General features: G+C 28.9%; 15 protein-coding genes. 1 reads left to right on the top strand and 14 read right to left on the bottom strand.

All coding sequences use genetic code 11. The features are described from left to right. Positions 1-30: 30 nt before the first annotated feature. The 11 genes from rpsO to ACTTA6_RS06565 all read right to left on the bottom strand — a co-directional run bounded on the left by rpsO (position 31) and on the right by ACTTA6_RS06565 (position 10,832). The gene (rpsO, locus tag ACTTA6_RS06615; protein ID WP_440613550.1) at positions 31-279 is read right to left on the bottom strand and encodes a 30S ribosomal protein S15; all 249 of its coding nucleotides are present in this window, start codon (positions 277-279) and stop codon (positions 31-33) included. A gap of 12 nt (positions 280-291) precedes the next feature. Then, positions 292-660, bottom strand: coding sequence for a 30S ribosome-binding factor RbfA (gene rbfA / locus ACTTA6_RS06610; RefSeq protein ID WP_075485631.1), 369 nt, complete (start codon positions 658-660; stop codon positions 292-294). Beyond that, positions 660-2,876, bottom strand: coding sequence for a translation initiation factor IF-2 (gene infB / locus ACTTA6_RS06605; protein ID WP_440613551.1), 2,217 nt, complete (start codon positions 2,874-2,876; stop codon positions 660-662). The genes rbfA and infB overlap by 1 nt, the downstream gene beginning before the upstream one ends. Before the next feature lie 10 nt (positions 2,877-2,886). Then, entirely contained in the window at positions 2,887-4,440 is a 1,554-nt protein-coding gene (nusA, locus tag ACTTA6_RS06600; protein WP_440613552.1) for a transcription termination factor NusA, read from the bottom strand. 98 nt (positions 4,441-4,538) lie between these two features. Next, positions 4,539-5,708, bottom strand: coding sequence for a methionine adenosyltransferase (gene metK, locus ACTTA6_RS06595; RefSeq protein WP_440613553.1), 1,170 nt, complete (start codon positions 5,706-5,708; stop codon positions 4,539-4,541). Continuing rightward, positions 5,701-7,239 carry an apolipoprotein N-acyltransferase gene (gene lnt / locus ACTTA6_RS06590; protein WP_440613554.1) on the bottom strand — a complete coding sequence of 513 codons (1,539 nt, stop codon included), beginning with the start codon at positions 7,237-7,239 and terminating at the stop codon, positions 5,701-5,703. Before lnt ends, metK begins: the two co-directional genes overlap by 8 nt. Before the next feature lies 1 nt (position 7,240). Continuing rightward, entirely contained in the window at positions 7,241-7,702 is a 462-nt protein-coding gene (ybeY, locus tag ACTTA6_RS06585; protein WP_440613555.1) for an rRNA maturation RNase YbeY, read from the bottom strand. Continuing rightward, a complete protein-coding gene (locus tag ACTTA6_RS06580) occupies positions 7,695-8,690 on the bottom strand; it encodes a PhoH family protein (RefSeq protein ID WP_440613556.1) in 996 nt (331 codons plus the stop codon). The genes ybeY and ACTTA6_RS06580 overlap by 8 nt, the downstream gene beginning before the upstream one ends. Positions 8,691-8,693: 3 nt before the next feature. After that, complete coding sequence (gene miaB, locus ACTTA6_RS06575; RefSeq protein WP_440613557.1) at positions 8,694-10,019, bottom strand: tRNA (N6-isopentenyl adenosine(37)-C2)-methylthiotransferase MiaB; 1,326 nt, start codon at positions 10,017-10,019, stop codon at positions 8,694-8,696. 6 nt (positions 10,020-10,025) lie between these two features. Then, positions 10,026-10,436 carry a Fur family transcriptional regulator gene (locus ACTTA6_RS06570; RefSeq protein WP_262590055.1) on the bottom strand — a complete coding sequence of 137 codons (411 nt, stop codon included), beginning with the start codon at positions 10,434-10,436 and terminating at the stop codon, positions 10,026-10,028. 9 nt (positions 10,437-10,445) lie between these two features. After that, on the bottom strand, positions 10,446-10,832 hold the full coding sequence (locus ACTTA6_RS06565; RefSeq protein WP_440613558.1) for a peptidase M22: 387 nt from the start codon (positions 10,830-10,832) through the stop codon (positions 10,446-10,448). Between the two features lie 7 nt (positions 10,833-10,839). Between ACTTA6_RS06565 and ACTTA6_RS06560 the strand changes: the two genes are divergently transcribed. Then, positions 10,840-11,841, top strand: a complete 1,002-nt coding sequence (locus ACTTA6_RS06560) for a polysaccharide deacetylase family protein (protein ID WP_440613559.1) — start codon at positions 10,840-10,842, stop codon at positions 11,839-11,841. On the opposite strand, the gene ACTTA6_RS06555 is transcribed toward ACTTA6_RS06560, so the two are convergent. Genes ACTTA6_RS06555 through trpS form a run of 3 tightly spaced genes read right to left on the bottom strand, consistent with a single transcriptional unit; the run spans position 11,838 to position 14,509 of the window. After that, the gene (locus ACTTA6_RS06555) at positions 11,838-12,905 is read right to left on the bottom strand and encodes a glucosaminidase domain-containing protein (RefSeq protein WP_440613560.1); all 1,068 of its coding nucleotides are present in this window, start codon (positions 12,903-12,905) and stop codon (positions 11,838-11,840) included. The two genes, ACTTA6_RS06560 and ACTTA6_RS06555, sit on opposite strands and share 4 nt — an antisense overlap. A gap of 6 nt (positions 12,906-12,911) precedes the next feature. Then, entirely contained in the window at positions 12,912-13,451 is a 540-nt protein-coding gene (locus ACTTA6_RS06550; protein WP_440613561.1) for a NifU family protein, read from the bottom strand. Between the two features lie 56 nt (positions 13,452-13,507). Then, positions 13,508-14,509, bottom strand: coding sequence for a tryptophan--tRNA ligase (trpS, locus tag ACTTA6_RS06545; protein WP_440613562.1), 1,002 nt, complete (start codon positions 14,507-14,509; stop codon positions 13,508-13,510).

Below are 14,509 nucleotides of genomic sequence, written 5' to 3'. Positions count from 1 at the left end.
CGTTCCATTCCGTTCTATCTATCTTGACTTCTATTTTCTTAAATTCAATTTCGACAGTACATTTTTGTAAGAATCCATTTTGTTTTTCTTTAGGTATTCTAACAATTTCTTTCTTCTATTTACCGCTCTCAACAATCCAACAGATGAATGTTTATCCTTCTTGAATTGCTTAATATGCTTAGAGAGAGTTTCAATTTTCTCTGTTAGCAAAGCAATTTGGATTTCTGAAGATCCAGTATCTCTATCATGCATTGCTAATTCTTGTGCCTTTTTGTTCATGCCTCTTTCTTCCTATTTATTTGTTTGTTTTATTAAGTTTTCTATTTTTTCCGCATACTCAAAAGACTCGTCTTTTCTAAAAAGTAATTTTGGTAAAAATTTCATAACCACTTTTTGTGATAAAATTTTTCTTATTAAAAATGAGTATTCTTTCAAAACATTAATTGTTTCCTCAGCATCTTTTCCTCCCAATGGAAGAACATATGCTTTAGCAATTTTTAAATCAGGACTCATTCTAACCTCTGTAACTGTTATAGTATTTGTTTCTAAGTTGGGCACCTTAGCCTCATTTCTTATAAAAATCATGCTTAAAGACTGCTTAATCATCTCTCCGACTCTAAGCTGTCTTTGCGATACTGGTTTTCCTATTCTATCAGCCATTAAATCGATCTCTCTGTAGATGTAACACTAAATGCCTCTATTGTGTCGTTTTTTTGAAAATCCATATAATCTTTAACAGTAATTCCACATTCTTGACCATCACTAACCTGTTTTACTTGGTTTTTCTCTCTGAAAATTGTTGAAACTTTCCCTGTGTAAATTATTGCGCCGTCTCTAATAATTCTTACATCAGAATTACTATTTATTTCACCTTCAGTAATTTTTGAACCTGCAACTTTTCCAGCACCTGAAACTTTGAATATCTCAAGAATTTGTGCTGTTCCAGTAATTGTTTCTTGAACATCAGGAGATAATAGTCCAGACATTTTTTGTTTAACATAGTCCAAAACCTCATAAATAATATTGTAAGAAGAGATTTTTATTTTTTCATTTTCAGCAAGTTTTTTAGCCTCTTTGCTCGGTTTTACATTAAAGGCTATAAGAACAGCATTAGATGCTTTAGCCAATGTAACATCAGTTTCTGTTACCATTCCTATATCTGCTAATATTATTTTTGGCTTAACTTCTTCGTGTTTAATTTGAGCAATTGCATTTTTGATAGCTTCTGATGATCCTTGTACATCAGATTTAATAATTAAATTTAATTCCTCAGAAGACTTATCTGAAAAAGCAGAGTCTTGTGTTGCGAAGGTTAACGGGTTTTTTCCATCTTTGCTCTCTTGAGCTCTATTTTCACTCAAAGTTTTAGCTTCTTTTTCGGTGTCTAAAACAATAAAATCATCTCCGGCTTTAGCAGCACCATTTATACCTAAAACTTCTATGGGAGTTGAAGGTGGAGCCTCGCTAATATTTTGACCTTTATCATTAATAATCGCTCTGACCTTTCCCCATTTTAAACCGCTTACAAAAAAATCACCTTTTTTAAGAGTACCTGTCGTTACAATAATATTTGCAACCGGTCCTCTCCCAACATCTATTTTCGACTCTAAAACAATTCCTGTAGCTTTGGACTCATAATCTGTTTTAAGATCTAAAATTTCAGCTTGTAAAATTATAGACTCAACTAACTTATCTAAGTTTTGTTTTGTTTTTGTAGAAACCTCAACCATTAAAGTATCTCCAGATAAATCTTCTGCGATTAACTCATGTTCAAGTAGTTGGTTTTTAATTTTTCGTGGATCAGCTTCAGGAAGGTCACACTTATTTATTGCAACTACTATTGGAACATTTGCAGCTTTTGCATGTTTTATAGACTCAACTGTTTGTGGCTTTACTCCATCATCAGCCGCAACAACCAAAACTACTACATCTGTTAATTTTGATCCTCTAGCTCTCATTTCAGTAAAAGCTGCGTGACCTGGAGTGTCTATAAAAGTTAATTTATTATTTTGACTTTCAATTTGGTATGCTCCTATATGCTGAGTAATTCCACCAAACTCTCCTGAAACTACATTTGCACTTCTTAAAACATCTAAAACAGAAGTCTTACCATGATCAACATGGCCCATAACAGTAACAATAGGTGGTCTATTTTTTAAATTTTCTACTCTAGTAGCCTTTATTTTTTGAATAATTTCTTCTGCTTTTTCTTCTCTTATTGGATTATGTCCAAATTCCTTAACTAAAAATTCAGCTGTGTCAGCAGCTAAAGTTTGATTGATTGTTACGGTTACTCCCATTCCAAATAAATATTTAATTACATTGCTAGATTGCTCCGCCATTCTATTGGCTAGCTCTCTAACAGTTATTGCCTCTGGAATATTGATATCTCTTTTTACTGGTTTTGAATTTTCTTGAGCCTCTTCTTTAGAAGAGTTTTTCATTTCTTTTTGTCGAGCTCTTTTAACTGATGCTAAACTTCTTTCTCTTGCTTCTATTTCATCACTTAATGCTCTTGAAACAGTTAATTTTAATTCTCTTTTTTTTGTTCCAGCTTTTAATGTTTTTTTATCTTTTTCACTATCTCCCTTAAGTCTTTTGGTAGCTCTTTGCTCTGCCAATTTTCTTCTTTCAAAATCGCTTGTAATTGCAGGAGATTTTGGTGCAAAAGATGGTTTTAATGGTGCACCTCTATTATACGAAGTAGTAGATTTTGGCTTTCCTGCACCAGGTCTAAACGATCCACCTTTATTAGTGAATTTTCCACCTTGTTTTTCAATTACTCTAGAATTTTTTCCTTGAGTTTTAGCTATCTCAATATTTCTTATAGATTTCTTTGCAGAGCCGGATATTGTTAATTTTGTTTTTTTCTCCATTGCTCATCTCTCAATCTTTATAAATTATATTTCTAGCAGACATAATTAATTCATCTGCCTCTTCTTTAGATAAAGCAAAATCCTCTAGATAACCCTGAATTTTAACTCTCTCTCCTTTAACTACATCGTAGCCACCAGTAAGTTCATCAGATGCAAGATCTGCAAAATCTTCTAATGTTAATATTTTTTGTTCACCCAATGTAACTAACATTCCTGGAGTTAGACCTTTAAGGTTGATAAGAGCATCTTGTAGACCAAGCTCTTTAATTCTTTCAGATATGTCTTCTTGATCTTTTTGATGAAACTCTTTCGCTCTATCAATTAACGCAATTGCTGTTTCTTCCTCAATTCCTTCAATTTTAGTTAAATTTTCTGGCAAGCTATCTTTAATATCGTCTATTGTTGAAAAACCTTCAGCAACTAATAACTGACCTAAAGTTTCGTCTAATTCTAAGTTTTTAACAAAGTTATCTGTCTTTTCTTTAAATTCTAATTGTCTTCTCTCAGAATCTTCTGCATCAGTCATAATATTAATTTCATAATTTAACAATTTAGTTGCCAATCTTACATTTTGACCCCTTCGACCAATCGCTTTACTCAAATTTTCTTCTGTTAGAATTACATCAAGTTTTTTTCTTTCTGCATCTACATTCACTCTTTGAACTTCTGCAGGCGACAATGCATTTGATACTAATATTGCAGCATCCTCTGACCAATTCACAATATCAATTTTTTCTCCTTGAAGTTCGTTTACAACTGCCTGAACTCTAGAACCTCTCATACCAACACAAGCTCCAACTGGATCTAATGATGTATCAACTGCCTTAACACAAATCTTGGCTCTACTTCCAGGATCTCTAGATGAAGATTTAATTTCGATTAGTCCATCATATATTTCTGGAACCTCTTGAACAAAAAGTTTCTCCATAAATTTTGGGTGAGCTCTAGATAAGAAGATTTGTTGACCTCTTGGCTCTCTTCTTACATCATAGCAATAAGCTTTTACTCTATCACCGGCTTTAATATTTTCTCTAGGAATTAACTCATTTTTTTGAATGATTGATTCTGTTCTTCCTAGATCAACAATAACACTTCCAAATTCTAATCTCTTAACAATGCCACTTAAAATTGTATCTTTTTTATCAATGAATTCATTAAATTGTCTTTCTCTCTCTGCTTCTCTAACATTAAAGCTTATAACTTGTTTTGCAGTTTGAGCAGCTATTCTACCAAAATCAAAAGATGGTAATGGTTGAAGAACTTCATCACCGATTGATTTATCCTTATTATTTTCATTAAGATTTATTGCGTCTTCTAATTTTATTTCTGTATTTGCATTTTCAGGATTTTCAGAAATAATAAGTTTTCTGAACAATTCTATGTCTCCATTATCTCTATTAATTAAAACTTTAATTTCATTTTCTTGACCAAACTTAGATTTAGCTGCTTTAGCTATTCCTGTTTCCATAGAACTAATTATAAGTTCTTTATCTATCGATTTTTCCAAAGCTACTGCTTCAGCAATTCTTAATAATTCTAATTTATCTGCTCTTTTATTTAACATTTTTTATCTGCTCCAAAAAAAAATGGGCCAGAGCCCATTTTGATAATTCAACAATGTAAGGGGCAATATAGTAAAGTTTTTATTTAATTCAACTGAAACTATTTAGAAAAAACGTTGATTTTATTAATTTTTTCCCACGAAAATGATCCATCATCTCCTGGAGTTCTACCAAAGTGACCATAGGCTGCTGTTTTTTCATATATAGGTCTATTAAGGTTTAACATCTCTCTAATTCCTCTAGGACTGAGATCAAAATTTTCATTAATCTTTTCAACAACAAATTTATTTTTATCTAAATCATTATCAAACAAATCAACATAAATTGATAAAGGTTTTGAAACTCCTATTGCATAAGCTAACTGTATCAAACATTTATCTGCTATTTTTGAAGCAACAACATTTTTAGCAATGTATCTTGCCGCATAAGCAGCAGATCTATCTACTTTTGTAGGGTCCTTACCCGAAAATGCTCCTCCTCCATGAGGTGCTGCTCCACCATAGGTATCCACAATAATTTTTCTTCCTGTTAAACCACAGTCCCCATCTGGACCACCTATAACAAAATTACCAGTTGGGTTTACATAAAACTCTTCCTCATTAAAGTCTTTAAGAAATTTTTCTGGAATTGATTTTAACATATACGGTCTTAATAATTCTCTTACCTGGACTTGATTAACATCAGAAGAATGTTGAGATGATATAACAACAGATTTTACTTTAGTTGGTTTACCATCAACATATTCGAATGTAACTTGGCTTTTTGAGTCAGGTTCAATATTTTTTAATTTACCAGATTTTCTATCCTCGGCCATAAGTCTTAAAATTTTATGGGAATAATGAATTGGCGCAGGCATAAATACGTCTGTTTCATTACATGCATAACCAAACATTATACCTTGGTCTCCTGCACCCTCATCTTTATTTCCAGATGAGTCCACACCCATTGCAATATCAGCAGATTGAGAATGCAAATGACTTTCTATTTTTGTTGCTTCTTTCCAGGTAAATCCTTCCTGATCATATCCTATGTCTTTTATGCAATTCCTTACTTTTTCGATTAAATCATTTTTTTTAATCTCAGGTCCTCTTACTTCACCTGCAAGTACAACTTTATTTGTTGTCGTTAAAGTTTCACAAGCAACTCGTGAATGAGGATCTCCAGAAATGTAACTATCAACAACCATATCAGAAATTCTATCTGATACTTTATCTGGGTGTCCCTCTGAAACTGACTCACTTGTAAATACAAAATTTTTTAAATTACTCATTTTTAATTCTATTAAATGAAAATATTAAAAAAATATACAATAAAATTATTAAACCAAAAATTTTATTCCCATATTTAGAAAAGACTGTTGGTTGAATTTTTCTCATTTTCATAAAATCAATATATCCAACTTCATTAAAGTTAATTTTTTCCTCAACGATACCAAGAGGATTTACTATCGCTGCTATTCCATTATTGGCTGATCTAATTACATATTTTCCACTTTCAATAGCTCGAAATATACTGTGAACAAAGTGTTGTTCTGGTCCTATTGATTGACCAAACCATCCATCCTCTGAAATATTTACTATTATATCAAAGTCATGATTTTTATATAATTTTCCAGAATAAATTATCTCATAACAAATTAATGGTAAAAATTTTATAGAAAAATTATTTTGATTTAACTCTATAATTTCTCTTTTTTGGCCTTTTGAGTAGGATTGATAATTATTAGTTAAAGATTTGAGACCTACATTTTTTAATAAATTTTCCATAGGTAAAAATTCGCCAAACGGTACAAGATTTATTTTATTATAATAATTTAATAAATTAAGATTGTGATCATAAACAGATAAAGAATTATAATACTTAACTTGATCATTAACTTTTGTTTTTTTGTTGATGCCTAAAATGAGTAAGTGATTTTCGTTAAAACTTTCATTAAATAAATAATCATAACTTTGAATTTCATCCTGAGAAATTCCAGGCAATATACCCTCTGGCCAAATAAAAATAGTTTTCTCTATCTTATTTGGTGAACTAATATTTATAAGATCTTCTATAGTTGACAAAGGTCCCTCTCCTGAATAAAACCGATCTAAAGAAATATCAGCACCAACTAATCTTATTTTATAATCAAGTTTTTCAACATCACTATTGTAAAAATCCTGCTTATTTGAATATCCAAAGAAATAAAATAATAAAAATATTAATGGTAAAATTAAGCAAAAAATTAAATCTTTTTTGTCATTCCGTAAAATGAAGAGTGCAGGACTTAGAAACAAAGTTATACAAATTAAGTTGAAAGAATATGTGCCTATTAAAGATGTTATGCTTAGAATTTCTAAATGATTTGAAAAACTATATGCAATTAGGTTCCAAGGAAAACCTGATAAAATTGAACCTCTAATGAATTCTAAAAAGCCAAAGATTAAAGAAAACAGTAAAATTGAACTCAAAGTTTTATTTGGTTTAAAGAAAATAAACAAATAACAAACAAAACCGTAAAATAACGCAATAAAAGAAGGAACTAAAGTTAGAGCGAATGGAATTAAAAATTTAAAATTTTCATCAAATGTTAGTGAAATAGAGATCCAATATATATTTGTTAGAAAATATCCAAATCCAAATAACCAGCCATAGAAAAAAAATAATTTATGTTTGCTCTCATTTTTTTTAATCAAAAAAATAAAGAATAAGCTAAAGGATATAAAATTAATTATTAATAAATTGAAAGGTGGTAAACTTAATGAAGTTATCGCTCCAAGAAACAATAAATAAACTACATCAATATATAAATTTTTTTTCAATTTACTTAATTTTTGAGATAACTGATTTAAATATTTTTTCTTCTTCTTTTAACATTTTTAAATAATCTTTATTCTTTACATGATCAAATCCTAACAAGTGTAAAAAACCATGAATAAATGTTTTAATTATTTTTTCCTTAAATTGCTTGTCTGTTTGGGATTTTGGTTTATTCATAAAATTAAGACTAATAACTATATCTCCCAGGTAAGTTTGCTTTGATATTTTTAATATTTTGTTAGACGGGAAAGATAAAATATCAGTGGATTTATTTTTATTTCTAAATTTTTTATTTAAAATTTTAATTTTTTTATTATTTGAAAGAAGTAAGGATAAACTTATTTTTTTATTTAAAAATTTATATTTTTTTGGAAAAGCATCACAAATACTTTTAAAAAAAAAATCTTTTTTTTTAAGTTTTTTAGACCAAGCCTTCTCCTCTGAGAAGACATTTAAATTAATCATTTCTAGAGTAGGCTTTTACAATTTTAGAAACCAGTGGATGTCTAACTACATCTGAATGATCAAAGTCTACAACTGAAATTTCATTTAGATGCCCCAATAATTCTTTTGATCTAACTAATCCCGACATACTTTTGTTAGGTAGATCTATCTGAGTAGGATCTCCATTAACTACAATTTTTGAATTTTCACCGATTCTTGTTAAAAACATTTTTATTTGCGTATCTGTTGCATTTTGCGCTTCATCTAATATAGCAAAAGAGTTTTTTAGTGTTCTACCTCTCATAAATGCCAAAGGAGCGATTTCAATATCACCAATTTCGATCATTCTTTGTATTTTTTCAAAATCAAATAAATCATATAAAGAGTCATATAAAGGTCTTAAATAAGGATCTACTTTTTCTTTCATATCTCCAGGTAAAAAGCCAAGTCTCTCTCCTGCTTCAACAGCAGGTCTAGATAGAATAATTCTTTCTATTTTTTTTTCTAACAACATAGTCAAACCAACTGCTACAGCTAAAAAGGTTTTTCCTGTTCCAGCTGGACCTGCTGAGATTACAATATCACTTTGTCTTAGAGCTCTGACATAGCTTTTTTGTTTTTCGGATCTGGGAATAATTGATTTTTTTGGTGTTTTTATAATGTCAGTTACATTATTATTTTTAACTTTCTCTTTAATCATAAATTGATCAACTGATGATATAAGATCTTTATTTTCGATTGAACCATTATTTATAAATTGATTAGTTAAAAATTGAATTGCATTTTTTATTAATTCATTTTTTTGTGGATCTGATTTTATCATTATTGAATTTCCCCTAGAATACAAACTAGAGTTAGTCATCTTTTCTAATTCTTTTAAATTTTTATTAAATTCTCCGGCAACACCCATGAGTAATTCATTGTTGTGAAATATTACACTTAATGAATTGTTATCTGAGTAAACAAATTTTAGAGTGGTATCGATTTTTTTTTTAATTGTATTATTCAAAGATTATGCCACCTTTTGATCTGGGTTGCTTAACAATTCTCCAAACAATGTAGTTCTATTACTACTTGTAATTTTTACTTTCACAATTTTTCCAATATGTTCTCTTTTACCATTAAAAATTACTGATGTCATATATTCAGTTCTGCCAAAAGCTTTGGATTTATCTTCAGTTAAATTTTCAACCAACACATCAATTGTTCTATTTTTTAATTTTTTGTTCATTTGGGTTTGATTTTCAGATAATAAATTTTGAATAAATTCTAACCTTTCCATTGAAATTTTTTTATCAATTAAATCTAAAGCTTCTGCCTTTGTCCCAGGCCTTGGACTAAAAATAAATGAGTAAGAATTTATAAAATTAACTTTTTTAATTAAATCGACTGTACTTTGAAAATCTTCTTCAGTTTCACCAGGATAACCAATAATAAAATCACTTGAAAATTCAATTGATTGATTATTTTTTTTCAATTCGTCATAAACTTTTAAATAATGATCTATTTTATGTTTTCTATTCATCAACTTTAAAATCCTATCGGATCCACTCTGAACTGGAAGATGAACTAAAGGCATTAATTTTTTAGAGACTTTATATACTTCAATTAAATCATCAGTCATATCTTTTGGATGCGAAGTTGTGTATCTAATTCTTTTTACGTCTTTAATCTTTTCAATTTCTAAAACCAAATCAGATAGTCTTTTACTATTATCAGTGTAAGCATTTACATTTTGTCCCAAAAGTATGATTTCTTTTGCTCCATTATCTGACAAATAATTTGCCTCCTCAATTATTTGATTGAATGGTCTAGAATATTCTGGTCCACGAGTATATGGAACCACACAAAAATGACAAAACTTATCACATCCTTCTTGAATAGTTAAAAAAGATGAAATCTTACCTGCCTCATTCTTTATTTTACTAAAATATTTAAATTTTGAAACAGCATCAAAATCTGTTTGTTCAATTTTTTTTCTTTTTTCAATATGATTCAGAATTGTTTCGTTAATCTTATGATAGGCTTGAGGGCCAATTACTAAATCTATATAAGGTTCACGTTTAAGCATCTCTTGGTTTTCTGCTTGAGCAACACACCCTGCAATTATTACTAATGGTTTTTTTTTAGCTCTAAAGCTTTTTTTAACTCTTCCTATTTCAGAATAAACTTTTTCTTTTGCTTTATCTCTGATGTGACAAGTGTTCAATAAATAACAGTCAGCTTCTTCTAGGTTTTCGCTTTTTTGATAACCAATTTTCTTTACTGAATCAAAAATTCTATTTGAATCATATTCGTTCATTTGACAACCAAATGTTTTAATGAAAATTTTTTGCATTTTAATTTAGGATTTTTTTTTTATCCCATAAAGTTCAAGTTTATGATCAACTAAAGTGTAACCATATTTATCTGCTACTTTTTTTTGAAGTTTTTCGATTTCTTCATCAACAAATTCTATTATTTCACCTGACTTCACATCTATTAAATGGTCATGATGTCCCTCATTGAGTTCTTCATACCTGGCTTTTCCACCTTTAAACTCATGCTTAGTAAGTATTCCAGATTCTTCAAATAATTTTACTGTTCTGTAGACGGTAGCAATACTTATTTTATTATCTATCTTTGAAACTCTATTGTAAAGTTCGTCAACATCAGGATGATCAGTGGACTCGGACATGACCTGAGCAATTATTTTTCTCTGATCTGTCAATTTCACACCTTTTGCTAAACATTTTTGTTCAATTGTTTCAGACATAATTTAATTTTAACTTATATAAATAGGGTTAATCAAATTTTTTTTAATTTTAAATTTATCGCACAAATAAGGGACATTTTCATACTTTACATCTTTTTCACCTTTAAAATCTTGTAAACTATAGCAATAATAATCAATATTTTTTGCTAATTTGAGAGCCTTTACAACAGAAATAGAATTTCTAATCCCCGCAAAACTTCCTGGGCCTCTGTTAATGTATATTTTTTTAATATCTTTCAATTCAAATTTATTTGATTCAAAAAACTCTTTTATTAACAAAGTTAATTTTTCATAATTTATTTTAGTATTCTCATGAGTAATATTGTAAATAAGATCATTAGCTATGATCATTAAAAAAATTTTATCTCCAGCTACATCAATTATAAGTTTATTCATTTTATATTTGTTTTTTAGTTTTAGTTCTAAATCAGATGAAAATAATATCAAATTTTATTCAGAAGATAATGGGATTTTATCAATAATGTATCATCGATTTAATGAACATAAATACCCATCAACTAATATTAATATGGAGGTATTTAAGAAGCACTTAGAAATTGTTAAAAATTCTAAATACAATTTTCTTAATCCTAATGAATTTGATTCAAAATTTAAAACTTCAAAATCAGAAAAAGAAGTTTTGATAACAATTGATGATGCTTTTGAATCATTTTACAATGAAGCTTGGCCACATTTAAGAGATAACAAAATTCCATTTATACTTTTTGTTTCAACAGAACCAGTTGGAAACAAGGGTTATATGACCTGGGATCAAATTAGAGAAATTGATGCGGTAGATTTTTCACTAATTGGACATCATTCACATAGCCACGAATACCTAATTGAAGAAACTGAAGAAAATTTCATTTTAGATATTGAAACTGCAAACAAAATTTTTAAACAGGAACTTAATTATATTCCCGACCTATTCTCTTATCCATTTGGTGAATACTCTAAATTTATGAGAGATTATATTTCTCAAAACTTTAAATACGCTTTTGGTCAACATTCCGGAGTTATTGATCTTAATAAAAATAAATTTGAATTACCAAGATTTCCAATAAATGAAAAATATGGAGAACTTAAAAGATTTAAATCTATAATTAATTATTATCCTTTAGAATATAAAAGTTTATCTCCAAGTGAAAAACAGCTTACAATAAATGATAATCCACCAAATTTTGAAGTTGAATTTTTTAAAGAACAAAAAAATTTAAGAAATATTACATGTTATTCCAACGAAGGAGACAAGTGGGATAAATCTAAAACTAATTTATCTAATCAAATCTTAACTATTGAATTTAGAGAACCTTTTAAACCTAGAAGAGGAAGGATAAACTGTTCTTTAAACGATAATGGGAAATGGAGATGGTTTGGAGTTCAATTTCCAATCAAGAAAAATTAAATTAAGCTTTCTAAATCCTTACTAGATGGCAATAATCTTGCCTCATCAAAATCTTTCAATTTATTTTGATTAATTATTTTTTGAAGAACTTCGATGTACTGATTTCCTGTTTCAGCATATTTATCTAAATGTTTAGATAAAACTATACTATCAAGTGGTTTATCATTACTTCTCAACTCACTCCTAACTTTTCTTAAATTTATGTAAGATTTATGAGTATTTAAATTTCTTAAATATGCTCTCACAGATAATTGTAAACTATTAAATTTCATGACTTTATGAGTCTCACCTTTGTCAGCTTCTTTAGGTTTTAAACCTTCACCTGACCATGTCCATTGACCAAATAAAGCATTTCCTTTTCTTGCAAATCTTGAAGTTCCCCAACCTGTTTCTTTTGCTGCTTGTGCAATTGCTAACGAAGCTGGAATTTCATCCATCCTTACCTTTAATGATGAAAAATCATTTTGCCTAACACCATATTGTTTAAATTTTTTCTCAAGCCATTTTTTTTCGATATCAGTATTGCTACTTTTATTTAAAATCGTAAAGAGTCTTTTTCTATCTATTCTAATTTTAGTGTTTTCTTTAACAATCAATGGGAGGATTATTTTAATAAACATACCCTTTTTTTTCTTTGAACTAGAGATGTCATTTATTTCGTTTGGCAGAAGTCCTATATCTATAGGCTTTACGAGTTTATTTTCTCTCACATCTTTTAGGTTATAGTTTACCTCTTTAAATAATGAATTGATTTCTGAGGTTGTATACCTGACTAAATTAATCTCTGAATTATTTTCCTCTAAAATATCATAAAGTAAATCCATCTCATCTACTTCACCTGAGATATCTTCTTCAATTAAACCATTTGTATTAAGTTTTTTTAATAAAAGATTTTTAGAATTATTTGTAATTTCCTTATGATTAAAGTTTTTTTCAGCAAAGTTAATAAACATTGGAGTTACATAAAAAAATGAGATTAAAAAAATTCCACTTAACATAAATCTAGAAATAGAATTAATGCTTTTATTTTTACTAAATTGAAAATTGACTAAATTTTTTTTCATAAATTATTATATCGCAACAACTTCTTTTACCTCTGGAAGATAGTGACAGAGAAGATTTTGAACTCCCTGCTTTAAAGTCATTGTCGAGCTTGGACAGCCTGAACAGCTTCCTTGTAGTTGCACTTTTACTATTCCGTCTTTAAATTCTTTAAATTTTATATCGCCACCATCTCTTGCAACTGCAGGTCTAATTTTTTGGTCTAAAATTTTTACAATTTTTTCCTCAATTTCACTTAGATTGTTATTTTTTTCTTCCTCATTTTCATCAATGACATATTCTTTACCATCTAAATAAAAGTCGTTTATTAATGAAATAACAATATGTTTAATTTCGTCCCATTTGATTTGGTCATTTTTATTTACTGAAATAAAATCCTGTCCTAAAAAAATACCCTCAACCCCATTGACTGATAAGATATTTCTAACCAAATCATTATTTATTTGATCTTTACTTGTTATTTCATAAGGACCACTGTTTGATACTTTCTTCCCAGGAAGAAATTTCAAAGAATTAGGATTTGGTGTTATTTCAGTTTGTACGAACATGTTGTAAATATATATAGAGCTTATTTCTAAAATTTAAACTTGATATTTAAATTATATTAAAATCCTAGTATTTCTTTAATTCTATCTATCTTTTTTGATGCAATTGAGTTTGCTTTTTCAACTCCTTCTAGAAGGATTTTATCTAAATAAGGTCGATCATTTAAAAGTTTTTTTATTTCCAAAGATATAGGCTCAATCTTTTTAACCAATAAATCAGAAAGTTGATTTTTAAATTCAGAAAAATTTTTACCTGAAAAATTGTCGACCGTACTTTGTAAAGTTGAATTATTTAAGCTAGAATATATGCCAAGAAGGTTTCTCGCTTCTAGCCTCTCATTTAATTCTTCGACACTACTTGGCATTGGTAACGGATCAGTTTTTGCTTTTTTAATTTTATTTTCAATTGCATCTCTGTCATCTGTTAAATTAATTCTGCTTAAATCTGATAATTCAGATTTACTCATCTTTTTTGATCCATCTTTTAAACTCATAATTCTGGAAAATTCTTTTTGAATTAAAGGTTCAGGTACTTGCAAAAAGTTATCTTGATCAAAATCATTATTAAACTTTTGAGCAATATCTCTACATAACTCAAGATGTTGTTTTTGATCATCACCAACAGGGACATGGGTTGCATCGTACAAAAGAATATCTGCTGCCATTAAAACAGGATATGAATACAGTCCAACGCTTGCTTTTTCTTTATCTTTACCTGCTTTTTCCTTGAATTGCGTCATTCTATTTAACCAGCCCATTCGAGCAACACAGCTCAAAATCCAAGCTCCCTCTGAATGAGCTGCTACACCAGATTGATTAAAAATAATGCTTTTTTTAGGATCAATTCCACTTGCTATAAAAGTAGCTACGGTCTCTCGAATATTATTTTTTAGCTCTTTTGGGTCTTGTTTAACTGTAATTGCGTGCAGATCAACCACACAGAATATACAATCATTATCAGGGTCATTATTAAGGTCTACAAAGTTTTTTATTGCACCTAAATAATTACCTAGGTGAAGATTGCCTGTTGGCTGAACACCAGAAAATATTTTTTTACCCAT

The sequence above is a fragment of the Candidatus Pelagibacter sp. HIMB1636 genome (genome assembly GCF_052047675.1).
Classification (GTDB): domain Bacteria; phylum Pseudomonadota; class Alphaproteobacteria; order Pelagibacterales; family Pelagibacteraceae; genus Pelagibacter.
The sequence above is the reverse complement of the archived record's forward strand: the minus strand, read 5'-3'. Positions and strand labels throughout refer to the sequence as shown.